General features: G+C 34.1%; 28 protein-coding genes and 2 pseudogenes. 23 read left to right on the forward strand and 7 right to left on the reverse strand.

Translation table 11 applies throughout. The annotated features are described in order from the left end of the window. Positions 1-10: 10 nt before the first annotated feature. The 7 genes and pseudogenes from MHB70_RS07110 to MHB70_RS07140 all read left to right on the forward strand — a co-directional run bounded on the left by MHB70_RS07110 (position 11) and on the right by MHB70_RS07140 (position 5,800). Positions 11-643 (forward strand): LysE family transporter, encoded by a 633-nt coding sequence (locus MHB70_RS07110; RefSeq protein WP_000466560.1) that lies wholly within the window; start codon positions 11-13, stop codon positions 641-643. Between the two features lie 19 nt (positions 644-662). Then, positions 663-956, forward strand: a complete 294-nt coding sequence (locus MHB70_RS07115; protein WP_000286358.1) for a hypothetical protein — start codon at positions 663-665, stop codon at positions 954-956. A gap of 67 nt (positions 957-1,023) precedes the next feature. Then, positions 1,024-1,664: pseudogene (locus MHB70_RS07120) on the forward strand (sterol desaturase family protein). A 186-nt stretch (positions 1,665-1,850) separates the two neighbouring features. After that, complete coding sequence (locus MHB70_RS07125; RefSeq protein ID WP_061530142.1) at positions 1,851-2,192, forward strand: DUF485 domain-containing protein; 342 nt, start codon at positions 1,851-1,853, stop codon at positions 2,190-2,192. 2 nt (positions 2,193-2,194) lie between these two features. Next, on the forward strand, positions 2,195-3,745 hold the full coding sequence (locus MHB70_RS07130) for a solute symporter family protein (protein WP_001098226.1): 1,551 nt from the start codon (positions 2,195-2,197) through the stop codon (positions 3,743-3,745). Positions 3,746-4,080: 335 nt separating this feature from the next. Further along, positions 4,081-5,430 (forward strand): aspartate aminotransferase family protein, encoded by a 1,350-nt coding sequence (locus tag MHB70_RS07135; RefSeq protein WP_000850992.1) that lies wholly within the window; start codon positions 4,081-4,083, stop codon positions 5,428-5,430. 91 nt (positions 5,431-5,521) lie between these two features. Continuing rightward, complete coding sequence (locus tag MHB70_RS07140; RefSeq protein WP_000417075.1) at positions 5,522-5,800, forward strand: DUF3986 family protein; 279 nt, start codon at positions 5,522-5,524, stop codon at positions 5,798-5,800. Positions 5,801-5,863: 63 nt separating this feature from the next. Here MHB70_RS07140 and MHB70_RS07145 read toward each other — a convergent pair whose 3' ends face one another. After that, on the reverse strand, positions 5,864-7,027 hold the full coding sequence (locus tag MHB70_RS07145) for a cation:proton antiporter (RefSeq protein WP_000393883.1): 1,164 nt from the start codon (positions 7,025-7,027) through the stop codon (positions 5,864-5,866). Positions 7,028-7,296: 269 nt separating this feature from the next. Between MHB70_RS07145 and MHB70_RS07150 the strand changes: the two genes are divergently transcribed. Both MHB70_RS07150 and MHB70_RS07155 read left to right on the forward strand, forming a co-directional pair. Beyond that, positions 7,297-8,130 (forward strand): MerR family transcriptional regulator, encoded by an 834-nt coding sequence (locus MHB70_RS07150; RefSeq protein ID WP_000906738.1) that lies wholly within the window; start codon positions 7,297-7,299, stop codon positions 8,128-8,130. A 142-nt stretch (positions 8,131-8,272) separates the two neighbouring features. Then, complete coding sequence (locus tag MHB70_RS07155) at positions 8,273-9,628, forward strand: MATE family efflux transporter (protein ID WP_000388385.1); 1,356 nt, start codon at positions 8,273-8,275, stop codon at positions 9,626-9,628. A gap of 35 nt (positions 9,629-9,663) precedes the next feature. Here the strand turns inward: MHB70_RS07155 and MHB70_RS07160 are convergent, their stop codons facing one another. Further along, positions 9,664-10,329 carry a DUF421 domain-containing protein gene (locus MHB70_RS07160; protein WP_000923918.1) on the reverse strand — a complete coding sequence of 222 codons (666 nt, stop codon included), beginning with the start codon at positions 10,327-10,329 and terminating at the stop codon, positions 9,664-9,666. A 160-nt stretch (positions 10,330-10,489) separates the two neighbouring features. On the opposite strand from MHB70_RS07160, the gene MHB70_RS07165 reads away from it, so the two are divergent. The 5 genes from MHB70_RS07165 (at position 10,490) to MHB70_RS07185 (ending at position 13,915) form a co-directional block, all read left to right on the forward strand. Then, a complete protein-coding gene (locus tag MHB70_RS07165; RefSeq protein ID WP_001227661.1) occupies positions 10,490-11,068 on the forward strand; it encodes a YdcF family protein in 579 nt (192 codons plus the stop codon). A gap of 148 nt (positions 11,069-11,216) precedes the next feature. After that, positions 11,217-11,534 (forward strand): DUF4870 domain-containing protein, encoded by a 318-nt coding sequence (locus MHB70_RS07170; RefSeq protein ID WP_000678050.1) that lies wholly within the window; start codon positions 11,217-11,219, stop codon positions 11,532-11,534. 273 nt (positions 11,535-11,807) lie between these two features. Continuing rightward, complete coding sequence (gene nfsA / locus MHB70_RS07175) at positions 11,808-12,542, forward strand: oxygen-insensitive NADPH nitroreductase (protein WP_001002405.1); 735 nt, start codon at positions 11,808-11,810, stop codon at positions 12,540-12,542. A 316-nt stretch (positions 12,543-12,858) separates the two neighbouring features. Beyond that, positions 12,859-13,302 carry a sigma-70 family RNA polymerase sigma factor gene (locus tag MHB70_RS07180; protein WP_229170005.1) on the forward strand — a complete coding sequence of 148 codons (444 nt, stop codon included), beginning with the start codon at positions 12,859-12,861 and terminating at the stop codon, positions 13,300-13,302. A 1-nt stretch (position 13,303) separates the two neighbouring features. Next, positions 13,304-13,915, forward strand: a complete 612-nt coding sequence (locus MHB70_RS07185) for a PH domain-containing protein (protein WP_000361358.1) — start codon at positions 13,304-13,306, stop codon at positions 13,913-13,915. Positions 13,916-14,018: 103 nt separating this feature from the next. On the opposite strand, the pseudogene MHB70_RS07190 reads toward MHB70_RS07185, so the two are convergent. From MHB70_RS07190 to MHB70_RS07205, 4 genes and pseudogenes are all read right to left on the reverse strand, one after another. After that, a pseudogene (locus MHB70_RS07190) lies at positions 14,019-14,744 on the reverse strand (sulfite exporter TauE/SafE family protein). A 249-nt stretch (positions 14,745-14,993) separates the two neighbouring features. Then, on the reverse strand, positions 14,994-16,211 hold the full coding sequence (locus MHB70_RS07195; RefSeq protein ID WP_061530141.1) for an MFS transporter: 1,218 nt from the start codon (positions 16,209-16,211) through the stop codon (positions 14,994-14,996). Between the two features lie 6 nt (positions 16,212-16,217). Further along, positions 16,218-16,685: a VOC family protein gene (locus MHB70_RS07200; RefSeq protein WP_000589701.1), complete on the reverse strand. Its 468-nt coding sequence runs from the start codon at positions 16,683-16,685 to the stop codon at positions 16,218-16,220. 165 nt (positions 16,686-16,850) lie between these two features. After that, positions 16,851-16,970 carry a YjcZ family sporulation protein gene (locus tag MHB70_RS07205; protein ID WP_000120179.1) on the reverse strand — a complete coding sequence of 40 codons (120 nt, stop codon included), beginning with the start codon at positions 16,968-16,970 and terminating at the stop codon, positions 16,851-16,853. A 239-nt stretch (positions 16,971-17,209) separates the two neighbouring features. Between MHB70_RS07205 and MHB70_RS07210 the strand changes: the two genes are divergently transcribed. After that, entirely contained in the window at positions 17,210-17,428 is a 219-nt protein-coding gene (locus MHB70_RS07210) for an aspartyl-phosphate phosphatase Spo0E family protein (protein ID WP_061530140.1), read from the forward strand. Between the two features lie 56 nt (positions 17,429-17,484). Then, on the forward strand, positions 17,485-17,673 hold the full coding sequence (gene hfq / locus MHB70_RS07215) for an RNA chaperone Hfq (RefSeq protein WP_000400654.1): 189 nt from the start codon (positions 17,485-17,487) through the stop codon (positions 17,671-17,673). A gap of 27 nt (positions 17,674-17,700) precedes the next feature. Here the strand turns inward: hfq and MHB70_RS07220 are convergent, their stop codons facing one another. Continuing rightward, on the reverse strand, positions 17,701-18,303 hold the full coding sequence (locus MHB70_RS07220) for an HD domain-containing protein (protein ID WP_000400750.1): 603 nt from the start codon (positions 18,301-18,303) through the stop codon (positions 17,701-17,703). Between the two features lie 172 nt (positions 18,304-18,475). On the opposite strand from MHB70_RS07220, the gene MHB70_RS07225 reads away from it, so the two are divergent. From MHB70_RS07225 to MHB70_RS07255, 7 genes are all read left to right on the forward strand, one after another. Continuing rightward, positions 18,476-19,309: a flagellar motor protein MotP gene (locus MHB70_RS07225; RefSeq protein WP_000502107.1), complete on the forward strand. Its 834-nt coding sequence runs from the start codon at positions 18,476-18,478 to the stop codon at positions 19,307-19,309. 19 nt (positions 19,310-19,328) lie between these two features. Next, positions 19,329-20,006, forward strand: coding sequence for an OmpA family protein (locus tag MHB70_RS07230; protein WP_000596068.1), 678 nt, complete (start codon positions 19,329-19,331; stop codon positions 20,004-20,006). Between the two features lie 150 nt (positions 20,007-20,156). Next, positions 20,157-20,525 (forward strand): response regulator, encoded by a 369-nt coding sequence (locus MHB70_RS07235; protein ID WP_000940571.1) that lies wholly within the window; start codon positions 20,157-20,159, stop codon positions 20,523-20,525. Positions 20,526-20,654: 129 nt separating this feature from the next. After that, positions 20,655-22,640, forward strand: coding sequence for a chemotaxis protein CheA (locus MHB70_RS07240; RefSeq protein WP_061530139.1), 1,986 nt, complete (start codon positions 20,655-20,657; stop codon positions 22,638-22,640). A gap of 270 nt (positions 22,641-22,910) precedes the next feature. Further along, entirely contained in the window at positions 22,911-24,554 is a 1,644-nt protein-coding gene (locus MHB70_RS07245) for a flagellar motor switch protein (RefSeq protein WP_061530138.1), read from the forward strand. Between the two features lie 29 nt (positions 24,555-24,583). After that, positions 24,584-25,921: a hypothetical protein gene (locus tag MHB70_RS07250; RefSeq protein ID WP_061530137.1), complete on the forward strand. Its 1,338-nt coding sequence runs from the start codon at positions 24,584-24,586 to the stop codon at positions 25,919-25,921. Positions 25,922-25,948: 27 nt separating this feature from the next. After that, positions 25,949-26,665, forward strand: a complete 717-nt coding sequence (locus MHB70_RS07255) for a hypothetical protein (protein ID WP_000405178.1) — start codon at positions 25,949-25,951, stop codon at positions 26,663-26,665. Positions 26,666-26,681: the final 16 nt, after the last annotated feature.

A 26,681-nucleotide genomic window follows, 5' to 3' on the forward strand; every position in this document is an offset into this window, starting at 1 on the left:
GGATAGAGCGATGTTTGGAGCAATTATACAGCAAATTGTATTAGGTATTTCATTAGCGGCACCAGTAGGTCCAATTAATATTGAAATGTTAAAACGAGGAATTGAACGCGGGTTTTGGCATGCGTGGGTTGTTGGAATTGGTGGAATGACTGCAGATATTTTGTTTATGCTTCTCATTTATTTCGGTTTATCTTCTGTGTTTATGTATACATACGTACAAGCTTTTATGTACTGCACGGGGTTTTTCTTATTATTTTATTTAGGATTTCAAAGTGTAAAACAAGGAATTTCCCACTCGAATATGGAATATAAAAAAGAAGAGGTAGGTGGCCTTAAACAATCGTTTATGGCAGGATTTTTAATTGCTATATCCAATCCATTAAATCTTGTTTTTTGGTTTGGTATATATGGAAGCACACTTAGCTCATTGCTTACGAAGGTAACGAAACAAGAAGCTTTCTTGTACAGTCTATGCATTATTGTTGGTATTATTTTATGGAATTTAAATATTGCTTTTTCTGTACATTTTGGAAGGACTTTATTAAAACAGAAAGCACTTGGCTACATAACAGCCGGAGCAGGTATTATTTTAGTAGGATATTCTATCCATTTTGCATACAAAGCTTTACAGTTGTTCACATAAGATTGAAGGGGAGATTTTTATGTATCGAACCACTATTGACGGAAAAGAAATTATTATTACGTTAGCACCAAAAATCCGAAAAGAAATTACTGATAGGGATCCATTATATGAAGCGGTATTTAATACTGCAGCCAGATTGCTACAAACGAAACAACCAACGTTTGCAGTAAATCATGAAGTATTTGGACTCATTATTGGAGAGGTACAAAGGGGAGAAGTAACAGTGTTTGCAGTAGAACACATTATTCCGAAGCAAAATATATTTGGAACAAACAATTTTTTCTCGACAATAGAACAGCGGGCAAATTTGTAAAGTGAATAGAAAAGAAATAGTCGTAACGATACGTTGCGGCTGTTTTTTTTGAAAAAGGGGAAGTAAGATGAAGAGAGTAGGGAAAGAGTTCTTTTTACAGCATGATATTGTTATTATGTATAGTATTTTATTTATTTTCATCATTATTTTAAAAATGCAATTTTTCACATGGATCGGTATGTTAGCGTGTCTGTTTGGTATTGTTTTTTATTCCATTTAAAGCCGCCTAAAAACGTATTTTTATTAAAAATGTTAAGAAGATTACATTATGATCATCACGTATACCCAGATGATTTGAAACTTTTATTTTTGCCTGTATGGTTTAGTGTACCTAGCTTTACTATATATTTACTTATATCATATGGTATTACAAAAAGTGTTACCGTTACACTTTCATTTGGAATCGGATTGATTATCATGCTCCTTGTTTATGAATGGAAACGTTATATTGCACATAAGCCGATTCGTCCCGTCACTAAGTTTGGAAGGTGGCTAAAAAAACAGCATATATTACACCATTATAAAAACGAAAAGTTTTGGTTTGGTGTTTCAAATCCAGTATTCGATTTTATATTTGGAACGCTTAAAGATGGAAAAGACGTTGAATTAAGCACCACTTCTTTCTTAACGAGGAAAAAATGTGTACGGGTATTTGTTAGAATCGGGCTAATAATCGGTGTGGGGTGTACGAAACCCATACGGATTTAAGTTGCACTTTATTGTGAAAAAGTATATTAAAAATTTAGAGAAAATTGACGAAAAATGTCTACCGAAAAATCTTTGCAGGAATGTATGGATTGTCTAAAATGAAATTAAGTTTCTGAATATTTATAAAATTTAGTCTTTGTGTATACGAAGGGGAAGTGTATTTCGAGTTGGAGAGGGGAGTAGGGGATGAAACGAGATGATACGTCAGCACGTAAGTTGCAAAATGAAGTGAATTATACAGAGGTTGTTCAGTCAGAAGAATTTCAATTGTTATTAAATAAGAAGAAGAAGTTTATCGTTCCAATGAGTATTTTCTTTTTCAGTTTTTTTATTGCGCTACCTATTTTAACATCGTATTCGAAAGTGCTTAATACACCAGCATTCGGTGATGTGACATGGGCATGGGTATTTGCTTTTGCGCAATTTATTATGACATGGTCATTATGTATGATTTATAGTAAGAAAGCTCAATCCTTTGATGAAATTTCGCGGAAAATTCTACAAGATATGCAAAAAGGGAGGAGTTGAATTTGAATACTACTGCGTTTGCACTATTTTTAATTATTGTTCTTGGTACGCTCGTCATAACCTATTTTGCATCGAAAAAAACGAAAAATGCGAGTGAGTTTTATACGGCTGGAGGGGGATTAACGGGTTGGCAAAATGGTCTGGCCATTGCTGGGGATTATATGTCTGCTGCGTCATTCCTCGGTATTGCTGGAGCGATAGCGTTAACTGGATTTGATGGATTTTTTTATAGTATTGGATTTTTAGTTGCGTATTTAGTTGTATTATACCTAGTTGCAGAACCGCTTAGAAATTTAGGAAAGTACACATTGGCAGATATGATTGCAGCGCGTTTTGATGCGAAAAAAGTTCGCGGTATTGCTGCCCTGAATACGATGACAATTTCAATTTTTTATATGATTGCCCAATTAGTCGGTGCGGGTGCACTTATTAAATTATTATTAGGAATAGAATATACGACAGCAGTTTTAATCGTTGGCACATTAATGACAGTGTACGTTATTTTTGGTGGTATGACTGCTACGAGTTGGGTACAAATTGTTAAGGCTGTATTACTAATGGCTGGTACATTTATTATTTCTGTTATCGTTTTTGCAAAATTTAATTTTAGTGTGACTGAAATGTTTGCTCAAATGAAAACAGCTACACCATTAAAAGATTCGTTTTTAAATCCAGGAGTAAAGTATAAAGATGGTCTTGATACACTGTCTTTAAATTTAGGACTAGTCCTTGGTACAGCTGGATTACCACATATTCTTGTGCGCTTTTTTACAGTGCGAGATGCAAAAACGGCACGTCAATCTGTTGTGTATGCGACATGGTTAATTGGCGCATTTTATATTATGACAATTTTCTTAGGGTTTGGAGCAGCAGCGTTTGTAGGAAATGAGGCAATTATTAAAGCAAATCCAGCTGGTAATATGGCAGCACCTTTATTAGCTAAAGCATTAGGCGGGGACTTCTTATTTGCATTCGTATCAGCCATTGCCTTTGCAACCATTTTAGCTGTAGTAGCAGGACTTGTATTAACAGCAGCATCAGCATTTGCGCATGATTTTTATAACGAGATTATCCGTAAAGGAAAGTCTACGGAAAAAGAGCAAGTGTCAATGGCTCGTTATGCTTCGATTGGAGTAGCTGTAGTATCTATTATACTTGCGTTATTTGCGCAAACCTTAAACGTAGCATTTTTAGTTTCATTAGCATTTGCAGTCGCGGCTAGTGCAAACTTACCAGTTATATTATTTACAATCTATTGGAAGCGTTTTAATACAACGGGTGCCATTTCTGGTATGGTCGTTGGACTCGTATCAGCAATTGTTCTTGTAGCGTTAAGTCCAAACGTCTGGAACCCTGTAGCTGGAAAAGCTATTTTTGTTGGAGAAGCCTTATTCCCATATACGACACCTGGCATTATTTCGATTCCGCTTGGTTTCCTAGCAGCATATTTAGGAACTATTTTCTCTAGTAAGAAAGAAGATGTAGCGAAGTTTGATGAAATTCTTGTGAAATCGAATACTGGTCATGGTATTAGCGACGCATCTTCACATTAAAAAAGAGGAGCTTTTCGTATTAAAAGAAAAGCTCTTTTTCTTTTGTCATTTTCTTATAAAGTGAAACTTTAATCAGTGGGGGGCATGCTCACTGATTATTAGCCCGCACCAATCGGGCTTTTACGGGCAGTTAATCTCCCACCTAACTTCTTTGCTCCAGCTGAATTTTGGGGTGGGTGTGTTACTGCCCGTTAATGCGGGATAAATATTACTGTGTTGTAAGTAGGATTTGTCATAATTTTGTGGAATGAAAATAAGCAGGGAGAAATTTAAATCATCATGGCACCAGCGCAGCTTTTGTGAAAAATAAGTTGTTATGGAAGGTGGAAGAAATGATGAAAACGAAACAAACTGACGAATTATTAGCAAAAGATGAGCAATATGTTTGGCACGGCATGCGTCCCTTTAGTCCAAGTAGTACAATGGTAGGGGCAAAAGCAGAAGGGTGCTGGGTTGAAGATATACATGGAAAAAGATATTTAGATGGTATGAGTGGTCTTTGGTGTGTGAATAGTGGGTACGGAAGAAAAGAACTCGCAGAAGCGGCTTATGAACAATTACAAACATTATCGTACTTTCCGATGTCGCAATCACATGAGCCAGCAATAAAGCTTGCTGAAAAGTTAAATGAGTGGCTTGGAGGAGAATATGTTATTTTCTTCTCAAATAGTGGGTCAGAAGCGAATGAAACAGCTTTTAAAATAGCAAGGCAATACTATGCACATAAAGGTGAACCACATCGTTATAAATTTATGTCACGTTACCGAGGATATCATGGAAATACAATGGCGACAATGGCAGCGACGGGACAAGCGCAGCGTAGATATCAATATGAGCCTTTTGCCTCAGGATTTTTACACGTAACACCGCCAGATTGTTATCGTATGCCAGAAATGGAATCACAAAATATTTATGATGTAGAGTGTGTGAAAGAAGTAGATCGTGTTATGACATGGGAATTAAGTGAAACGATAGCCGCATTTATTATGGAGCCGATCATTACAGGCGGAGGTATTTTAATGCCACCACAAGACTATATGAAAGCTGTTCATGAAACATGTCAAAAACACGGTGCGCTACTCATTAGTGATGAAGTGATTTGTGGTTTCGGGCGTACAGGAAAAGCATTTGGATTTATGAACTATGATGTTAAGCCTGATATCGTTACGATGGCGAAAGGTATTACGAGTGCATACTTACCATTATCAGCAACAGCTGTGAAAAAAGAAATTTATGAAGCATTTAAAGGAACTGGGGAATATGAATTTTTCCGCCATATTAATACATTTGGTGGAAACCCGGCGGCTTGTGCATTAGCACTTAAAAACTTAGAGATTATGGAAAATGAAGATTTAATTGGACGCTCTGCACAAATGGGCTCACTTTTATTAGAGCAATTAAAAGAAGAAATCGGGGAACATCCGCTAGTTGGAAATATTAGAGGGAAAGGTCTATTAGTAGGAATTGAACTAGTAAATGATAAAGAGACGAAAGAACCAATTGATAACGACAAAATCGCGACTGTTGTAAATGCTTGTAAAGAAAAAGGTTTAATTATAGGACGAAACGGTATGACAACAGCAGGGTATAATAATGTTTTAACATTAGCGCCGCCTCTTGTTATTTCAAGTGAAGAAATTGCTTTCGTTGTTGGTACGTTGAAGACAGCGATGGAGCGTATTTAATCAAATAAAAGAACAAAAGTGAGCTGTAATATAAGGCTCGCTTTTGTTTATTACGTGAAATATGGTAGTTTTTTAAAGGGAGGGGATATGAATGGAGAAATATGATCCTAGTCAACATTATCACATCGGATATTATGAAGATGGATATGATTTAGAAGTGACAGCGTACAAAAGAATAAAGGAACCAGTTTGGGATGCTTATATTCCGCACTATGAGGTAGACGATTTTTATAAGAAAGTGGAGGAAATGAAGCTAGGTGAATATATCGATGACTATGGCATTAAAGTATATTCATTTCGTGATAATATTGATGATGAAGAAGCAAGGACTATTTTTGAAAAATGGTTAAAGACGAATGAGATTGTTTAAAGAGAAAATGAAAAAGGAGATTACTATTTTATAAAATAGTAATCTCCTTTTATTATAGTAAACTTATTTACTTGCTTTCATTGCTTTATCTTTGGCACCAAAAGTGTATTTTAACATTGGTGGTGTAATCATTGTAGTTAAAATAACGACAATAACGATAGCTGTAAAGTAATCTTGTGCTAATAGTCCAGAAGAAAGACCTGTTCCTGCGATGATAAGTGCAACTTCACCACGTGAAACCATTCCAGCACCGATAATTGCAGAAGACTTTGCATCAAATCCAGTCATGCGTGCACCAAATCCACAACCGATTAGTTTTGTGAAGACAGCGATAACTGTTAATGCTAAGATGAACCAAATTTGATTACCAATACCATCAAATGTAATATTCATACCGATACTAACAAAGAATACTGGAACGAACATTGCGTAAGCAATCGGTTCTACTTTCTTTTCTACTTCATGTTTGTAGTTCGTTTGAGAAATTGCGATACCAGCTGCGAAAGCACCGATAATACCAGCAATTCCTAATAATTCGCCGAAATATGCGAATGAGAAACAGATAATAAGAGCCGCGCTCACGATAGACTCAGATACGCGTAGTGGTGATAACCAACGCATAATCGCTGGAACACCTTTCCATCCGATTAAAATAATAGAAGCGAAGAATACGACCTTCTTCAAGATAACCATTGTTAAGTTAACATCGTCTGTACCTAAGAAGCTCATTGCGAATGCTAATAAAATAACAACAAGAATGTCATCAAATACAGCTGCTCCAAGCATCGTTGTACTTTCACGTGTTTTCATCTTACCTAAATCGCGAAGTGTTTGAACGGAAATACTAACACTTGTCGCACATAGAAGTAATCCTAAAAATACAGCGTTCCCTTGTTCCATTCCCATAACAAGACCGGAAACATAACCACCTACGAATGGAAGAATGATACCTCCGAGTGCAACTGCTAAAGAAGAGTTACGATTTGCATTTAATTCTTCTAAGTCTGTTTCAAGTCCAGCCATAAACATTAAAAGAATAACACCAACATTACTTAATTGTGTTAGAAGTTCTGAGTTTTCAATCCAACCAAATACGGCTGGACCGATAACGATACCGACAATTAATTTACCGAGTACAGAAGGTTGACCTAATCTAACACTAAGGTCACCAGCAAGCTTTGTACTTAATAAAATAAGTGCAATTTGAAAGAAAAATTCGAATTCCATTTGATCCTCTCCTTATCACTTTGTATTTTTATTAAACGATTTCTCGGAATTTGCCTAATGAAAATATGTAAAAACCATTAAACAAAGGTTCAAATTACAAGTTCTTTTGAACTTGTAATTTGAACCTGTAATCAATATATAATAAAATTTATAAAAAATCAATGAAAAAATAGCAGATTTTCATGATGAGATTCGATTTAGGTATAGAGGGAATCAATATATAATAAGAAGAAATAAGGAAACATTTTTAATGAATTGGAGAATGGAATATGTTAATAAACAAACGCTTTACAATTGGAGAAATGGCAAAAATGCATAATATCGCAGAATCTACATTAAGGTATTATGATGAAAAAGGAATTTTTCACCCGTCTATTGTCGATCCGCAAACGAATTATCGTTATTACACAATTGATCAGTTTTCACTGTTAGATACGATTAAATTTTTACGACAGTTAAATATTCCGTTAAAGGAAATTAAGAAATATATTGATGAGCGGAACCCATCTTATGCGCTTAATTTACTTGAAAAGCAACAAGAAATGATGTTAAAGAAGCAAAGAGAAATTGAGTATGCTTTAGCAAAAATGGAACATAGAATTTATGTAATTAAGGAAGCGACGAAAGTAAAAGCTGAAAAAATCATAGTTAAAGAAATCCCGCAGCGAAAGATTACAGCGATTGCGGTTGCACCAAATACAACAGATGATATGTTTGAGTATTATATCCATTCGTTGCAGAAGAATATGAAACAAATAGATAATAGCTTATTCTCTGGAGATATCGGTGTAACGGTTGCCAAAAAAGCATTAATTCAAAATGAATTTCAATCATACAATAGTGTTTTTATTCTTTTGGATTATATGCCTTTTCAAGTACATAGTTCAGATGAAATTAAAGCAGGTATATTTGCGTGTGCTTATCATCATGGACCATATGAAGAAACAGATGAAACATACAAGGAGTTAATGAAATACATCTCTCAAGAGGGATATGAAGTGAGCGGAGATTCGATTGAGATTGCATTAATTGATTGGTCTGTAACAGAAAATCCAGAGGAGCAAGTAACGGAAATTCAAATCCCTATAATGAAAAAACAATGAAATAAGGTGTAAGACTCGTACTAATTACAAATCGGCATCAATGACGATAATTAAGTTACCTATTTTTAAATTCTCTCTTGACCTTCAAGTTACTTGAAGGTTTAAACTGTGAACAGAGCGTTGAAAAAAGGAGCATATTAGTATGGAAGCAACAGAAAAATTAAGAGAAAAACCGATAAAAAGTTTATTTATTTCATATTTAATACCAGCAGTTCTCGGAATGGTATTAATGTCAGTTAATATTGTGATTGACGCGGTCATGATTAGTAGGGGAGTTGGAGCGAACGGTTTAGCGGGAGTAAACGTCGCTATTCCAGCATTTTCGATTTTCTTCTCCATTTCATTATGGATTGGAATGGGCGGAGCAACATTATATTCGATTGCACTAGGCGAAAATAAACTTGAAAGAGCAAGGTCTATTTTTACGCAATCTATGACTGTAGCAGTTATTATCGTAGGCGTTTTAGCGGCTATTTGCGTATGGAGAATAGAAGATTTAGCATACTTATTCGGTGCAAATGAAGTGATTTTACCGTATGCGTTAGACTATTTACACGTGTTATTAACATTTGGAATGATATACGTGTTAGAAAATATTTTAAGTACATTTATACGAAATGATGGAAATCCTAATTTAGCAATGGCAGGTCTTGTTGTAACGGCTGTATTAAACATAGTGTTTGACTATATCTTTATTTTCATCTTTGGATGGGGTGTAACAGGTGCTGCTTCAGCGACTATTCTTTCGGCAGCAATTGGTTTCCTTGTATTATTAACTCACTTCTTTAGAAAGAGTAGTATTTTAAAGTGGACGAAATTCCATTTTGAATGGGATACAGTTAAACAAATAATGGTGATTGGTTTCCCAAGTTTTACAGCAGAAAGTACAGTAGCAATCGTAACGATTGGTTTTAACATCGCATTCGTTCAATATGCAGGAGAAGTAGGAGTCGCTTCCTATGCAATGGTGAATAGCATTCATGCGATGGCATTACTATTATTCTTTGGTGTTGGAGCAGCATTACAACCAATCGCAAGTTTTCATTACGGTGCAAATTTATCAGAAAGATTGCGTGAAGGATTACAGTTTGCTGTGAAGATTGCGGTTGTACTCGGAGGCATTGCGATAATTGTCGGATTATTCTTCGGGAAATATATCATTGGTCTATTTGATGTCCAATCGCCAGAACTATTGAAGTTAACGTTAACAGGTATTAGCTTGTTCTTTATCCAATACGTATTTTTAGGCTACAACATTGTGTATGGAGAGTACTTCCAATCAGTGCGACAAACGAAGAAATCAGTACTTATTATAATGAGCCGAGGGTTACTATTTATTATTCCGTTGTTATGGATTATGCCAAAGTTATTTGGAATAAACGGAATTTGGCTCGTTATGCCGGTTGCGGAAGTATTGACAGCAATTATCGTATTTACGATGAATCGTATGAAACATCCTGTTCCGTTACATATAGCAGGAAAGAAAGAAGCAATATAATGAAGAAAATCCCCTTGAGCAAGTAAGGGGATTTTTCATTCTTTTAAACTAATTGCAAAAGACCCATCCGTTTCTTGAACAGACGCAAAGGCCACATTTTTAATATTTGTGATGCCTTTTTCTTTTAACTCTTTATATAACCACTTTTCGTCTTTATGGATCAACTTTAAGTTATCGTATTGAATTTGAGAATCGACAATAAGGGCGATTGGTAATCCAGCATACTTAACATGTATATTCATATCCTTTGGAGTCAATGGTACAAGTTCTCGCTTTGGTAAAATGCTAATGGCTCCATTCGCTTCTAAAATAGCGTATTCAATTTCATGAACACTTGGATATCCGGCGACGCGAAGGTTAGAAAGCAATTCGGGTATGGGATATCTACTTTTTTGTAAGTTCTCAAAAATAATATCACCATGTTTAATTAAAATAATGGGGTGTCCGAGAATGAAACGATTTAGTTTGTTGAGTAAGCTTAATTTTGTAAGAAGTAAGTGCAAACATGTAATAACGACCATACCGAGAAATGCTTGTAAAGCACCAGCGACTGGTATGGCTTGAAAAGCTAAATAAGATAAAAAAATAATAGCCCCAAAATCATGAGGAGTTAGTTGTGCTAATGCAGATTTACCGAGTAACTTAAGCGATAGTAAAAATAAAATAAAAAAGAATGATACGTTACATAAAAAGAGAAGCAATAGGGACACTCCTTCGTGCGAAGTTGTACTTACTATTCCCAAAAATAATAGAAATATTACCTTTTAGAGGATAAATAAGGGTTATTTGGAATTTGTCTGTATACAAACGAATAAATGGATATTATGATGAAAGAAGCAAAGAACATAGGAGTATATGGATATGAGAAAGAAGAAAATAATTAAGTATATTATAGCAATTATAACGGTTTGCGCCGTGTACGCGGTTTTTTTACAATATAACATTTATAAGCATGGGCATATGAAAGCTACCGACGATGCTGATTATATCATTGTATTAGGCTCGAAAGTAAATGGTACGAAACCATCGTACTCATTACAATATCGTATTGATAAAGCAGCTGAATATTTAAAATCACATGAGAAAACAATCGCTATCGTATCTGGCGGACAAGGAAAAGGTGAAGATATTTCAGAAGCATTAGCGATGAAACAAGGATTAATGAAACAAAATATTGCAGAAGACCGTATTATAATGGAGGATAAATCAACGAGTACAGATGAGAATATTACATTCTCAAAACCGTTAATTCCAGCCAATATGAAAAAAGGTATGATCGTAACAAACGATTTCCATATGTTTAGAGCGAAAAAAATAGCAGCAAAACAAGGTTTGCAATTAGAAGGGCTTCCTGCCAAAACACCGAAGCCAATTATCATCCCATCGAATGTCCGAGAATATTTAGCCATTACGCAATATTGGTTTATGAATCGAATATAGTGAAAGTAATCCCGCCCGAAATTCGAGGCGGGATTTATTTTGAGGAAAATCTTACAAAACTGTCATCTTAATGAAAGGTAAAGCGATAGTTTCTAGAATGGATTCCTGACATAATAAAGATAACAAAAACTATTTAGAGGTGAATCGGATGAAAGGAAATAATATTCTATCTTCACTATGTTACTTTAGTATCTTTTTTGCACCATTTTTACTGCCAATTATCGTGTACTTCGTTGCGGAAGATGAAGTGAAATATCACGCGAAAAAAGCATTTTGGTCACATGTTTTTCCGTACGCAATCTTATTTGCTGGATTAGCAGTATCAGGCGTATACGGTTTAGGCTTCGATCAATCTGATGGCGCGGGAATTGGGATGGCTATCACATATGCAGTATTCATTCTTGTAGGAATTTACTACTTCATTTGGAATATCGTAAAAGGTATTAAAGTTTTGAAAGCAGCGTAATAAGACAAGAAATAAATTGGTGTAATCCTGTCGTTATTTGTCGATAAATCAATATTTCTTGTCGAATCGTCGATATATTCGAAAAATCGTTGATATAGTGCAAGGAATCGTTGATATATTTAAATTATCGTTGATATAATTTCATTTACCGTATTGATAGACATTTTAAAAAGAGCAATTCAAAAAGAATTGCTCTTTTTGTGCTTATAAGTTGTGAATATTGAAAAAGATATGTTAATTTTTCATTATGAAGAGAAAAAAGGAGTGTTTTTCATGAATGAGATCATACATAAAATGGAGCAACACGTTTCAGTTCGTAAATATAAAGAAGAATCCATTCCGAAAGATGTAGTAGAAAGAATGGTTCAAGCTGCGCAGCATGCCGCTTCCTCGCATTTTGTACAGGCCTATTCTGTTGTATATGTAACCGATCAAGACCTAAAGGCTAAACTAGCAGAACTATCCGGAAATCGTCACGTGAAAGAGTGTGCAGCATTCTTTGTTTGTTGTGCAGACTTAAAGCGACTTGAAATGGCGTGTGAAAAGCATTGTACAGAGATAAAGCATGAAGGGGTGGAAGATTTTATCGTTGCGACGGTAGATGCTTCACTTTTTGCGCAAAACTTAGCACTAGCAGCGGAATCATTAGGATACGGTATTTGTTATATTGGTGGTATTCGTAATAACCCGAAAGAAGTGAGTGAATTGCTTCATTTACCGGATAAAGTATATCCTGTGTTTGGAATGACAGTCGGTGTGCCAGATGAAGAACATGGAGTTAAACCACGTTTACCGGTAGCAGCAATTCTTCATGAAAATGGATATGATGAAAAGAAATATGATGAATTATTAAACGAATATGATGAAACGATGAGCGCATATTACAAAGAAAGATCATCAAATCAAAAAAACATAACATGGACGGAATCAATGAGCTCATTTATGTCCAAAGAGAAAAGAATGCATATGAAAGAGTTTTTAAGTGAGAAAGGGTTAAATAAAAAATGAGTAAAAAGACAAACCTGAGACGTTAGTTTAAGTTATAACATTACTTGTAAAACCGAAGCTGAGAAAGTGGGATTCACTTTTTTAACTTCGGTTTTTTATTTGTTATTATATAAAGTGAAAATAAAAATTAATAAATTTTTACAAAAGTGATAGAAAATGAGAATGAAATGCCAATAGTAAGTAAAGGCAGCTGCTAAAGGGGAACTGAGGAAGGAAGATGCTTATGATTTTCGATTCTGAAGAGGATTTAATTATAGCAATGAAAAAACGTGATCAAGATGCTTTGAAAGAAGTGATTGATTAATATGGAAAATTAATTCTGTACATTATTCATAAATCATTAAGTACCCCTATTGAAAAACAATATGTGGATGATTGTTATAATGATGTATTTACTATCATTTGGTTTCAAATCGAACAATTTGATATAGAAAAGGGCAACTTAAAATCTTGGATGATTGGTATTACTAAATTAAAGGCATTGGAATATAAAAAGAAAGTATATAAAGAGAATAAAATTGATAAAGACGTAGAAATAGATGCAGGTATCCATGATAAGTATGAAATAGAACAAGAAGAGATTATGGAAATCGTACAAGATTTAAATACAAAGGAACGATATATCTTTTTAAAGAGGTATATTGATGGATATTCCATTGACGATATTGCAAAAGAATTAAAAGTAACGGCTGACTATATATACAATCGAATCTCTCGTGGAAAGAAAAAACTTCAAAAACTGTGGAAAGGGAGTGTGTAATATGGATAAAAGATTATTATCGATGTTAAATGAGCTCCAATATTCAGAAGAAGAAATTACACGTTTAGAGAAAGAAGCGAATGAGTCTATAAATATAGATAAGTATTATGTGAGAAATGGAGAGTTATTAAAAAAATTAACTTTACAAATGTTAGAAGAATCAATTCGCAACGAATTACAAGCTGGTGAAGAAATTCAGAAGGAACTATTAGTAGATGAAGGATATATGGCAAATAACAAAGTTATACCGAATATATATTACGTAGGAGCTACTTTTTATTATTATATCGTTTTAACGAATAAAAGAATGATAATGAAAGGGTTAGATTGTTATTTCAAAAAAACAAATGAACATAGCATGCCAATAGGAGATATACAATCTATTTCGCAACATAAAAAAATGAAAAACGTTTTTGAGATTAAATATAATAACAATTATATACAGTTTGGAAGTATTGCGTATGCACATGAAGTTGCGATGATTATTATGGAGTTGAAAAAACGCGGAGTAAAAGTAGAAAAGTATACAGATTTCGAAAAAGGTTTTTTCTTATTCTTTAATATACTCGTGATAGTAAGTTCAGGTCTTTGCTTTATAAAATATTTAATGTAAAAGGCGGCATAATAGCCGCTTTTTATCGGATGATTTTGTAGCTTAAAAATACAACAATAATTTCATTTAAACCAAGCTGTTATTGCGCAATCTAAAGCATTTTCTATAACAAATGCAAACTATCAATAAGAAGATAAATACCTGTACAGCTCAAAAGGATATATGTAAATATTTTAAAAACTTGTTGATTAAGCCATTTGAAAATAATTTGACCTATAAACAAACCTAAAAATACAATTGGAATTGCATAAAAACTTGATTTCCAAATTGTTATGTTCGTTCCAGTAAAGAGTATTTGAGTTAGTAGACTAATGAAATATATATACAGATAAAAAGCCAAAGTAGTTGCTCTCAACTTCTCTTTTTCAGTATCAGTTCATGTAAAGTAAAGTAACAAAGGAGGTCCGGGCATACCGATACTCGTCGTTAAAAGCCCTGATAATCCACCAACTACGAAATCTCTAAACGGTGTTGATCTAACTTTAACATTGCATATTAGCAACAATGTTAATAGTAAGAGTAGGATGCTAATTGCTAATTTAAAAGTGTTTATGTTAATGGAGATGAAGAGTAAAATACCAAAAGGTACACCAACTATACTTCCAAAAATAAATCTTTTCAGCAAAATAAAGTCAATGTCCATTCTTATTTTCCAAATGAGTGATATTGAAATAATTAAGGATAGAATAATGTTTATTTGTATAGCTTCTTGTGGCAAGAATAACATGAGTAAGAAAGGTGTTGCCATTATAGAAAAGCCAAAACCTGTACTGGCTTGCAAAACAGAAGCCACCAATATTATACATATGAAAATTAATGTAATCTCCAAAATAGCCCTCCTATTTAATCAAATTCAATACATATTTTATTACTACGAAAATCGAATGTAGCTGTTTTGAGCCTATAGAATAAGTGCAATCTTTCACAATCTTACTTTTATTTTAACATAAATATTTGATTTCCTCTCAAATGGTGTTCAAGTAAAGGGCCTTTTAATGAAATGAAATGACTTGTATTTTATTTAATTTGATTGTTATATAACGATAACAAATGAGAGTAAATAAAAATTAGCAGTGAGCTATATAGTATCGGTAGGATCTTCACTAAGCTTCCCGCGATAAAATAAGAAAAGCCATATAAAACTAACAAAAATACAACATATAGCTAACAGGCAACCAATTACTTGCGGAGAAAGGGTTTCTAAAAGCCAGCCTGTAATAAACATAGCTAGCTGAATGAGAGAACCATATATGGAATAATGAAATGAAAAAACTTTACCAATCATGTTTTCTTCGGTATACATTTGTAATAAGGTTGTGTCTAAAGGGACGATAATGCCCCCTGCGATACGCATGCAGAGTAAAGTAATAATACCGATAATAAGCTGATTGGATAGAACGAATCCGAGAAAGAAAAATCCTTGTAGTAAGTACGCCAAGCCAAATGCTTTTTTCATTGTCTCCTTATTTTTACATACATATAGATTAACGAATAGACTACCAATAATAAGACCTAATCCTTGAACACTATATAAAATTCCAATATTAGCATGGAAGATCCTTTTGGCATAAATTGTTAAAAGAAGTTGATAAGCACCACCAATAATCCCCCATGAAATTCCGACAAGAATTAATGCTAATATAATTTTTTTCTGTAATATGTACGTGTATCCATCTTTTATATCCACAAAAAATGACTTTTTTATGTTAAATTTTTTGTGAGAAGGGATATTCAACTTATAAATGATTAAAGCGGAAACAAAGTATGATAGGCTATTAATGATAAAAGCAATTTCTATACTTAAAGCCTGGGCGATAATCCCACCTAATGAGGCGCCCATAATTGACATAAAGCCATTAACTGTACTAGAAAGTGTATTTGCAGTTACTAAATGTTTTTGCCTAATAATCATTTTTAAAGTTGATTGTTTAGCAGGCTCAAATAAGCAAGAGAGGACCGACAAACATATATTAGCTACGAAAATAATTTCAATCTTATAGGTTGCTAATAAGTAAGTGAGTACAATAACTCCTCTTAAAACATCGGTGGAAATCATAATCTTCTTTGTTGGAAATCGATCCACAACCCCTCCAATAAAAGGACTAAGAAGAAGTTGAGGTAACCCTTTACTCATAAAAGTTAGTGCGATCATAAACGGAGATTCTGTTACGCTATAAACGAATGTGAATAAAGCTACCGTATGAAACCAATCTCCCAGTACACTTAATGTTTGACCATAAAACAGCTTTCTAAAGTTTGTATTTGTTTTAAGCAGTGTGGAATAAGAAACTGACATAAAAGATTAATCCTCATGTATTAATGATGCTTGAACTTGTCTTTTCCATTCACTTAAATACATGTTCTCTGCTGCAGAAAGTTCAACAGGTAATTGTGCAATCAATTCTAAACTATTTCCATCAGGATCGTTAAAGTATACGGAGGCGTGTGCCAATTCTGGAAAAACGATCGGTTCAATTGGCTCCATTCCAAAGTCTTTTCTTGCTGAAATTCCTTTTTGACTTAGCCAATGTATTGCATTTTCTAAATCAAGCAAGCTTACTTGGAAGGCAATATGTCGCAAAGATGGGTGATAAGTAACTTTGTATTCTGTTCCTTCCCAAAGTCCGAGCCAACTCTCATTTTCTTTAATCCAAAAGAAAGCAATATCGTCACCTCTTTTATATAATTTTAGCCCTAGTGATTCATAAAAAGGTATTGATACTTCTAAGTTACGGACGGGTAAATGTGCCTCATAAAGACCTTTAATCATTGTAATCCCCCTTAGTAAAAATGTTTCTGATTTCATAGTAAACGATATTTTGTTAGATCAAATCAGAAATAAGAGGGATATAAATTCATACGAAAGTATGAAAAAACAGCTCAAATATGAGCTGTTTTCGTATAGTTTTTAATTCATTTGGTAAGGATAGGATGATTAATATCCGTATCCGCCGCCACCCCAGCAGCTACATCCGATAATGATTAGAAGGATGAATAGTACGATAAGCAAAGCAAATCCACCGCCGAAACCAGCACAACTACCACCATAGCTCATGTGTTTTCCTCCTTTTTGTAAATTAATCTATATAATTTATGGACTACTATATACAATATGTTTTTCATGTGGAAAAGGAGCCAGTCTGTATTTGAATTAGACAAATGTCTGTGTGATTCAGGTTTTTCTATATTACATGTGCGGGAAATCTTACAAAATAAAGCGTTTACGGATTAAGAGTATGTTAAAAACGTAAAAATTGTAAAAAAAACCATTTTTATATTTTTTTATGAGGGAATATGTACTATAATTTTACAAGTAATATTATGGGAAAAGGGAGTTTTAGTTTAGAGATGGAGATGGGACGATTACAAAATAAAATAGAAAACAAAAAGAAAGAGTTAATTCAACTTGTTGCGAGACACGGATTGGATCATGATAAAGTTTTGTTATTTAGCCGAGATTTAGATATGCTAATTAATAAGTTTATGAATGTAAAAGATAAGGTCCATGAATGAATAATTTATAGTTTTTTATATTAAGATATTCAACGAAAGAAAGGGGAGAAACGTTATTGGAACATTTACAAGATGAGCTTTATAAGCAAATAAAAGAAGAAAAAGGTACTGTTACAGTTTTCTTAAAGAGTGGTGTGAGAATAGTCGGAGAAGTTGCTGGCGTAGACAAATTTACAGTTTTAATGTTAGTAGATGGAAAGCAACAGCTGATTTACAAGCAGGCAGTATCAACAATAATGAAATAAGACACTCTAGTAGAGTGTCTTATTTCATTATTTCTTACAAGATTCAACGTCAATGCCAGCAGCTAATAACTTCTTTTCTCCATCTTGTTCAATAAGTTTTTGTAATTTAGAGAGGAAAGAGTCAAAGTTTGTATGTTTTGCGACTTGGAATGTCATTTTATGTTCAATTGGTAGCCACGTATTAATGTCAGCCTCGTTATGCTGAATTTTTACTTCCAGTTTATCAAGCGCATTAGCAACTTTTGCTTCGTACGTTTCTTTCGCTTCAAACTCCATCCATAAATTATATAATTCCTCACCGAGAGAACCTTTTAATGTTTGTTTAATATTTAAAATTGCTTCTAGTTCATTTTTTTGTTTTTTTAATTGTAATTCGTGACTATTCATTGTATCAAAAGCAGGGATATCGCCAGCTTCAGCTTCGACTAGGTCGTGAATAATAACCATTTTAAGTAACTTTTCAATACTTACTTTTTCATCTAAATAAGGCTCAACTAAAATGGCCATTAGAGACATGCGCCATGTATGTTCGGCAACACTTTCTTGGCGTCCGTTAGAAAGCCAGCTATGTCGCATTTCGTATTTTAGTTTTTCTGCTAATGCAATGACTTGTAAAATGTTATGTTCCATCGTGATCCTCCTCTTATTTCCATACCATAATTCTAATATGGAAATGAAATGTGTCAATTTTATGAGTATATTGCGATAAATAGATGATAAGCGTATAATGAACGTTATATGTGAAAACGCATTATTAAAATAAAAAAATGTTTTATAAAAATGAAAAGGAAAGGGCAGGAATATGGGAGACGAAAAACAAGTATTTGCTAGACCAGAAAGAAAAAAAAGGAAGTTTGATATTTCTAGTCCAATGGGCATTATAGTAGGCTTCGCTATTGTAATAGCGGCGATCGTACTTAGTGGCGGTGGAATAAAAGCTTTTAAAAACTTCTTAGATATTCCATCTATTTTAATTGTCATAGGGGGAACGGCAGCGACAATTGTTGTGGCGTATCGATTTGGAGAAATAAAAAAATATACGAAAAGTATTTTTACTGTTTTACATAGAAGAGAAGAAGATTTAGAACAGTTAACGGATTTGTTCGTTGATTTTTCGAAAAAGTCTAAAAAGAACGGTTTACTTTCTTTAGAAGTTGATGGAGAACAAGTAGACAACCCTTTTATTCAAAAGGGGATTCGTTTAATGTTAAGTGGCTACGATGAAGATGAATTAAAAGAAGTGTTAATGAAAGATATAGAAACAGAAGTGTATGAGCTAAGAAAAGGGGCAACATTATTAGATAAAATTGGTGATTTCGCTCCAGCTTGGGGTATGATAGGGACTTTAATTGGTCTTATCATTATGCTTCAAAATTTGCAAGATACATCACAAATTGGTACAGGAATGGCAGTGGCGATGCTAACGACATTATATGGATCAGTACTTGCGAATATGATCGCAATACCTCTTGCGGAAAAGGTGTATCGTGGTATTGAGGATTTATATACAGAGAAGAAGTTTGTAATTGAAGCAATTTCAGAATTGTATCGTGGGCAAATTCCTTCAAAATTAAAGTTGAAACTTGATACGTATGTGTACGAAACGAAGATAAAAAAAGAAAAACGAGCAGCCTAATATTTCAAGGAGTGGTATGATGATAAAACGATCGCAAAAGGGATCGCCTCGTTGGATGACGACTTTTACAGATTTAACGATGTTATTATTAACTTTCTTTGTATTACTAGTTGCTACATCAAAGCAGGATGCAGTAAAATTGTCAAAGATGCTTGAAAAGTTTAGCGATGCGGAGCAAGTAGATGCAAAAGTAATGGAAAATACAATACCAGATATAACACATGAAAAAAATGATGAAAAAATGATCTCAAAAAAGAGAATGGATGAATTATATAAAAAGTTAAAAGCATATGTAGATAATAACGGTATTAGTCAAGTGAATGTATATCGAGAAGATACAGGGGTAAGTGTCGTTATCGTAGATAATTTAATATTTGATACGGGTGATGCGAACGTTAAACCAGAAGCAAAAGAGATAATGAGTCAATTAGTCGGATTTTTCCAATCAGTACCAAATCCAATCGTTGTGGAAGGACATACAGATAGTAGACCTATTCATAATGAGAAATTCCCTTCTAACTGGGAATTATCTTCAGCGCGAGCAGCTAATATGATTCACCACTTAATCGAAGTGTATAATGTGGACGATAAGAGGTTAGCTGCGGTAGGATATGCAGACACAAAGCCAGTTGTACCAAATGATTCACCGCAAAACTGGGAGAAAAATCGTCGCGTTGTTATTTATATAAAAGAATAGTATATTATTATTTTAATAATAAAATAATAAAAATACGAAAATTCTTTTAAAAAAATATTAAATTTTATCATTTTATTTTGTATAATGAGTGAGAATGATAAGGTGAAATATTAAGATATATTTATACATAGAAGGAGAGAATCAAAAAGAATGGCACATAAAATTTTAGTTGTAGACGATGCGATGTTCATGCGAACGATGATTAAAAACTTATTAAAAAGTAATTCTGAATTTGAAATTATCGGTGAGGCGGAGAATGGAGTAGAAGCAATTCAAAAGTATAAAGAACTTCAACCTGATATTGTAACATTAGATATTACTATGCCAGAAATGGACGGACTTGAAGCATTAAAAGAAATCATTAAAATTGATTCAAGTGCAAAGGTTGTTATTTGTTCGGCAATGGGACAACAAGGTATGGTATTAGATGCAATTAAGGGTGGGGCGAAAGACTTTATTGTAAAGCCATTCCAAGCGGATCGTGTAATCGAAGCTTTAACAAAAGTAGCAAATAGCTAATATAAAAGGGGTGCCACAAGGAATCAAAACAGTGATAGAGGATACACGTGTGGCCCCCTTTTTTCTCGTTTTAAAACACTAAATTGTTATACATAAATGAAATGTTTGTTAGACAGGTAGGGGATTAAAATGCAAACAGATCTATTGAATATATTTTTTGAGGAATCAGAAGAACATTTACAATCGCTAAATGAAAATGTGCTAACTTTAGAACAAAATCCAGCTGATATGGATGTTGTAGGAGAAATATTCCGCTCAGCCCATACATTTAAAGGTATGTCTGCAAGTATGGAATTTGCGGAAATGGCGGATTTAACGCATAAGATGGAAAATGTGTTAGATGAAATCCGTCATGGGAATATCGTGGTCAATGCGGATATTATTGATGTGATTTTTGAGTGCATTGATAATTTAGAGAAGATGGTTGCAGATGTACAACAAGGCGGAATGGGTAATATTGATGTAGTTTCTACTAAACAGAAATTAGAAGCATTATTGCACGGTAATGTAGTAACTCCTACAGAACATATAGAGCAAGATCATATAGGTAACGATGGTGGAGTTTCGCATGAAGTACATATAATGGTAGAACAGCAAGCTATTTTAAAAGCAGTACGTGCCATTATGTGTATAGAAGCATTGCAAAATGTAGGTAATATACAAAAAACTGTTCCGAGTATTGAAGAAATTGAAGCGGATGCTTTCGGATTTGAGTTCACAGTATTTATGGATACTGATTATAATGTAGAAGAATTGAAACAAGTAGTGCTTCATATTTCTGAAATTGAGAAAGTAGAAGTGAAGCAAGGACATACATCACAAGAAGCTGTGCAAATAGAGAAAATGATACAATCTTCTGCAGTTGCGCAGGTTGTATCACCTGTAGAAGCACCGAAACAACCAGCTAATACTACACCAGCTAAAAGCACAGTAAAAACGAAAAATGCTAAAGTGGAGAATCGCTCCATTCGTGTTCAATTAGAGAAAATCGAAACATTAATGAATATGTTTGAAGAAAGTGTAATTGAGCGTGGGCGCATTGATGAATTGGCACAAACGATTCAAAACAAGGAATTAATTGAGCATTTAAATCGATTAGGAGATATTTCAAAAGATATTCAAAATGTACTTTTAAACATGCGCATGGTTCCAATTGAAACGGTCTTCAATCGTTTCCCACGTATGGTACGAATGTTAGCGAAAGATTTAGGTAAAAAAATCGATTTACAAATTACAGGAGAAACTACTGAAGTTGATAAAATTGTAATTGATGAAATCGGTGATCCGCTTGTTCATTTAATTCGAAATGCAATTGATCACGGTGTTGAGACTGTTGAAAAACGACGTGATGCAGGTAAAAATGAGACAGGAACGATTAAATTAGAGGCGTTTCATAGTGGAAATCATGTCGTTATTCAAATTACGGATGATGGAAACGGTATTAATAAAGGGAAAGTATTAGAAAAAGCGATTAAAAATGGTGTTGTAACAGAAGCAGATGCGAATAGATTAACAGATCGTGAAGTGTTTGATCTTATATTCCAACCAGGATTTAGTACAGCTGAAGTTGTATCGGATCTTTCTGGGCGTGGTGTTGGATTAGATGTTGTAAAACATACGATTCATAGTTTAGGTGGACATTTAATTATTGATTCTGAGGAAGGAAAGGGAAGTACATTCAGAATTGAACTTCCGTTAACTTTGTCTATTATTCAATCTATGCTTGTTCAAACGAACGATAAGCGTTATGCTTTACCTCTTGGAAATATTGTGGAAGCAATTCGAATTAAGAGAGAAGACATCCAATCCTTACAAGGAAAAGACGTGTTAAATTATCGTAACCAAATTATTGAAGTGAAACATTTAAGTACAGTATTTGGTGAAAAAACAGTAGATGAGGCGTTTGCGTCATATGATGGTCAAATGGTTCCTGTGTTAATTGTTCGTAATACACATCGTAGCTATGGGCTTATTGTAAACACAATTATCGGTCAAAGAGAAATCGTCTTAAAGTCATTAGGTGACTTCTTTGCAGAGAGTTCTAACTATTTCTCTGGTGCGACGATTCTCGGTGATGGACGAGTGGTCCTCATTTTAAACCCAGAAGGTTTATAATAGGAATGAAGGAAAGCTCCCCACTTGTATACAATTGGGGAGCTTTTTGGTTAATTATTATGAATGTATAAAAATAATTATATAACTGGAAATAAATACAGAGTAACGATTTGTATAATCAGTTTGTTAAAATATAATGAGTGTAATAAGTTGAGAGTTTATCCTGCTAGTTGCGGGTTAATAATCAGTGAGGAATGGATAGAAGTCCCACTGATTAAAGTGTCACTTTATATCATTTGATAGAAAAACAGAAATGAGGAGGCAGGGAAAATGCCTGAGCAACACACAAACGGGGAAACGAGCACAATTGTGCTAGAAAAAGAAAATGAGCATTTAACACCTCAAGAATGCGATATTCTTGGCGAAATCGCAAATATATCATTTGGTTCAGCTTCGACTGTATTATCAACAATTTTAAATAGGCAAGTAAACATTACTGCTCCTCGTGTAGAATTGGTAGATTTATATGATACAAGTGATGTTGAAGTTCCACATGTTGTGTTAAATATTCATTTTACAAAAGGATTAGATATGGAAAACCTTCTTGTTCTTAAGCAAGATGTTGCACTATCAATTGCTGATTTAATGATGATGGGGACAGGTGAAGTGGAAGAAGGAAAAGAACTTGGTGAATTAGAGCTAAGTGCTGTACAAGAAGCGATGAATCAAATGATGGGATTCGCAGCTACATCTATGTCGGAATTCTTCCAAGATACAGTAGATATGTCTCCGCCGACAATTAAAGTCGTAAAGCTATCAGAAGAGATGGAGAAAATCTCTGAAATAACTGGAAATAACACAATAGTTAAAGTATCGTTCGATCTAAAAATAGATAATCTTGTAAACTCTAAACTTGTACAAATTGTTTCGGTGGAACATGCGAAACGAATGATAAATAAATTACTGCAATTATCTGGTGAAGTAGAAGAAAGAGATGAACCGGCGGAACTGGTTGAAACTGAGATTGTAGAGGAACATGTTGAAAAAGAGTATTTAACACAAGAAGAGAAAGATGTACTCGGTGAAATTGCGAACATTTCAATCGGTTCAGCTTCAACGGTATTATCAACGCTTTTAAATCAGCCAGTCACGATTAGTACACCAAATGTAGAGGCGATTAATGTTCGTCATTATGATGGAGTACCAGTGCCATTTGTCATTTTAAATGTCGACTTTGTTGAAGGGCTAAAGAATGAGAACGTATTCGTATTTACGAAAGATGTTGCCTTAACAATGGTAGATTTAATGATGATGGGAACAGGGGAAGTTGATCCGGAAAAAGAGCTTAGTGAATTAGAACTAAGCGGTATTAAAGAGATCATGAACCAAATGATGGGGCATGCTGCAACAGCGATGTCGGAAATGTTTCAAGAAAAAATGGACATGACGCCGCCAAATGTCAAATTTGTAACGCTAAAAGAAGAAATGGAATACTTGGGAGAGTCAATGGAAGTGGACGAACTCGTTCAAATTACGTTCAATCTTGAAATTGGCGATCTTCTTCAATCGAAAATGTATCAAATTTTACCCATTTCCGAAGCGAAAGAAATGGTAAGAAGACTTCTGTATCCAATGGTGGAGGAGCAAGAAGAGATTGTCCCGGAAGAAATTGAAGAGGAAGAAATTGCGGCACCAGTTGTACAACCTATTGAATTTAAAGAAGTAAAACAAATTGAGCCAGTATATATGGATACATCCATTCTACAAAATGTAGAAATGAACGTGAAATTTGTATTTGGAAGTACTGTGAAAACCATTCAAGATATATTAAGTTTACAAGAAAATGAAGCGGTTGTACTAGATGAAGATATTGATGAACCGATTCGAATTTATGTGAATGATGTATTAGTGGCATATGGTGAACTTGTAAATGTAGATGGGTTTTTCGGAGTAAAAGTGACGAAATCGCTATAAGGCGTTGAAATAGGAGTTTGAACGAGTAGATGAAAAACGTAAAGTTTTTTCTAATGAGTTGGCTATGTATATATGTGTGTTTGTTCTTCCCCCTGCAAAGTCAGGCGGAAGAACAAATTGAGCCAGAGCAAAAAATGAATAAATTGGAAGTAATAGAAGAAAATAAGAAACTTCAAGAACAGCCAGAGCAAGTAGAAATAAATCAAGGTGAAGATGAACAAAAAGAAGTGACGAATGAACAAAAGAGCGAAAGAAAGATAGAAACGGATCAAGGTGTTATTACAGTAAATAAGCCAGAGCTAAAAGTTGGCGAAGAAATGCGGATTACTGTAGAACCAAACGAGAAAGACATTCAAAGTATGAAAGGTATATTGCAGTTACAAAGAAATGGCGAGCAGTATGCACAAGAAAGAATGCTATCTTTTGAGTATGATGAAGAAACGAAGCGATGGATTGCTAACTATAAAGTCGAGAGTTTTGATTTACAAGGTGATTGGAATCTTCATCTCGTTCAAAGTTACAAAGAAAATGAGAAGGAAGAGCTCATAGAAAATGAAGTGAAAGTCCCGCTCGTTCGTATTGGAAATGAAACACCAACTATAGATAAAGAATTGCCGAAGTTACATAAAGTTACTATTGATGAAGCAAAAGAGAACTTAATTGAACGGAAACAGGGAGATTCTATACATATACGAGTGAAAGCTGCCGATGTAGAATCTGCTGTGAAAGAAGTGCGCGTTACATTAAAAGGGAAAGATGATAAAGAAATTCCCTTTTTATTAGACTACAACAAGCGTGACATGGATTGGCAAAAAGTATTTGAACTAACTGATGCCTTGCCAAATGGACAGTATAAACTATTTGTAGAAATAGTGGATGCTGCAGGCAATAAACTTGTTGCGGAAAGTGAATATATCGTTTCTGTTTTGGGACAAAAAATGGAAGATGATAAAAAAACAGAAGAGCAAGAGAATGAAAATAAAGTAGAAGATAAGAAAGAAATTAGTAAGCAAGAAGATTCGAAAGTAGAGATCGTGCTTCCAGAAGAAAAACTTCCAGTTGTTCAAATTCCGAAGCAAGACGAGAAAGTAAATGAGTTTATACAAGAAACATTGAAAGAGAAAGAGGAATTCCCTCACGTTATAAAAGACCCATTGGCAGATAATAAGGAAGTAAGTAATGTAAAGGCTCAAAAAGAGAAAACAGGTAAAAATGACAAGCAAGACGTTTCGAAAAAGAAAACAGAGCCAGAAGATAAGAAAGAAGAAAGAAGTGAACAAGGAGTACAAGCTTCTAATGTGTTTACTATTATGTCAGGTTTATTTGTACTATTTTTAGTTTTAAAGAGTAATAAAGAATGGGGCTAATCATTTCGTAGTAGTGGAGGCATTTAAATGGAAATTAACCGTACGACAGTTGAAAATAAGACGCTACAACCATTAAAACAGCCTGCAGCTATTTCGGAACATGAAATTCAGAAAGAACGAAAGCATAGTAATTTAGTGTTTAGTGGGCAGTCTAAAATCATTTCGAAAAATAATGAAATAGGCATTTTACTTGCAAGTTTAGGCGATGGAAAGATTATGAAGGAAATACTTTCTAAAGAGATGGATACAGTGTTACAACTCTTTAAAAAGTTACATACGTTATCTGGAGAAGGTAAGCAAACAGAAAAAATATTTGAACAAGTAATTAGAAGTTTACAAGGACTTGTTAAGCAGGCGCATATAAAAGATCTTCCTTTATTAGATGGAACGTATGATTTCGCTGAAGTACAACTATCATTTGGTAGAAAGGTACATATTCCGTTATTAGATGTAAGTGCACTTATCTCTAGAGTGGAGAGTGATTCTTCAGAAGGAAATATAAATTTAATGGTAACGGTTATTACTGCTTATATAACGAAATTGTCTAACGAAACCATTTTAATTAGCGTTACAGACCGCACGGCAAAAGATCGGGATGTCAGTGTATGGAGAGCGCTCGCAGAAATGAATATGACACAATTGTCACAGGCGTTGAAACATACAATGCAAGAACATAAATGGTCTATGACGTTTCTTTTTCTTTTTATATGGATTGTTGGTATCATTTTAATTCGAGTTATATAAAAAGGTCGTCACTTCA

The organism is Bacillus sp. FSL M7-1020, assembly GCF_038050415.1.
Taxonomy (GTDB): Bacteria; Bacillota; Bacilli; order Bacillales; family Bacillaceae_G; genus Bacillus_A; species Bacillus_A toyonensis.

Coding starts and splice junctions, on each gene's coding strand:
- MHB70_RS07110 (WP_000466560.1), top strand. CDS start 11: ATGTTTGGAGCAATTATACAGCAAATTGTATTAGGTATTTCATTAGCG.
- MHB70_RS07115 (WP_000286358.1), top strand. CDS start 663: ATGTATCGAACCACTATTGACGGAAAAGAAATTATTATTACGTTAGCA.
- MHB70_RS07125 (WP_061530142.1), top strand. CDS start 1,851: ATGAAACGAGATGATACGTCAGCACGTAAGTTGCAAAATGAAGTGAAT.
- MHB70_RS07135 (WP_000850992.1), top strand. CDS start 4,081: ATGAAAACGAAACAAACTGACGAATTATTAGCAAAAGATGAGCAATAT.
- MHB70_RS07140 (WP_000417075.1), top strand. CDS start 5,522: ATGGAGAAATATGATCCTAGTCAACATTATCACATCGGATATTATGAA.
- MHB70_RS07145 (WP_000393883.1), bottom strand. CDS start 7,027: ATGGAATTCGAATTTTTCTTTCAAATTGCACTTATTTTATTAAGTACA.
- MHB70_RS07150 (WP_000906738.1), top strand. CDS start 7,297: ATGTTAATAAACAAACGCTTTACAATTGGAGAAATGGCAAAAATGCAT.
- MHB70_RS07155 (WP_000388385.1), top strand. CDS start 8,273: ATGGAAGCAACAGAAAAATTAAGAGAAAAACCGATAAAAAGTTTATTT.
- MHB70_RS07165 (WP_001227661.1), top strand. CDS start 10,490: ATGAGAAAGAAGAAAATAATTAAGTATATTATAGCAATTATAACGGTT.
- MHB70_RS07170 (WP_000678050.1), top strand. CDS start 11,217: ATGAAAGGAAATAATATTCTATCTTCACTATGTTACTTTAGTATCTTT.
- nfsA (WP_001002405.1), top strand. CDS start 11,808: ATGAATGAGATCATACATAAAATGGAGCAACACGTTTCAGTTCGTAAA.
- MHB70_RS07185 (WP_000361358.1), top strand. CDS start 13,304: ATGGATAAAAGATTATTATCGATGTTAAATGAGCTCCAATATTCAGAA.
- MHB70_RS07195 (WP_061530141.1), bottom strand. CDS start 16,211: ATGTCAGTTTCTTATTCCACACTGCTTAAAACAAATACAAACTTTAGA.
- MHB70_RS07200 (WP_000589701.1), bottom strand. CDS start 16,685: ATGATTAAAGGTCTTTATGAGGCACATTTACCCGTCCGTAACTTAGAA.
- MHB70_RS07205 (WP_000120179.1), bottom strand. CDS start 16,970: ATGAGCTATGGTGGTAGTTGTGCTGGTTTCGGCGGTGGATTTGCTTTG.
- MHB70_RS07210 (WP_061530140.1), top strand. CDS start 17,210: ATGTACTATAATTTTACAAGTAATATTATGGGAAAAGGGAGTTTTAGT.
- MHB70_RS07220 (WP_000400750.1), bottom strand. CDS start 18,303: ATGGAACATAACATTTTACAAGTCATTGCATTAGCAGAAAAACTAAAA.
- MHB70_RS07225 (WP_000502107.1), top strand. CDS start 18,476: ATGGGAGACGAAAAACAAGTATTTGCTAGACCAGAAAGAAAAAAAAGG.
- MHB70_RS07230 (WP_000596068.1), top strand. CDS start 19,329: ATGATAAAACGATCGCAAAAGGGATCGCCTCGTTGGATGACGACTTTT.
- MHB70_RS07235 (WP_000940571.1), top strand. CDS start 20,157: ATGGCACATAAAATTTTAGTTGTAGACGATGCGATGTTCATGCGAACG.
- MHB70_RS07240 (WP_061530139.1), top strand. CDS start 20,655: ATGCAAACAGATCTATTGAATATATTTTTTGAGGAATCAGAAGAACAT.
- MHB70_RS07245 (WP_061530138.1), top strand. CDS start 22,911: ATGCCTGAGCAACACACAAACGGGGAAACGAGCACAATTGTGCTAGAA.
- MHB70_RS07250 (WP_061530137.1), top strand. CDS start 24,584: ATGAAAAACGTAAAGTTTTTTCTAATGAGTTGGCTATGTATATATGTG.
- MHB70_RS07255 (WP_000405178.1), top strand. CDS start 25,949: ATGGAAATTAACCGTACGACAGTTGAAAATAAGACGCTACAACCATTA.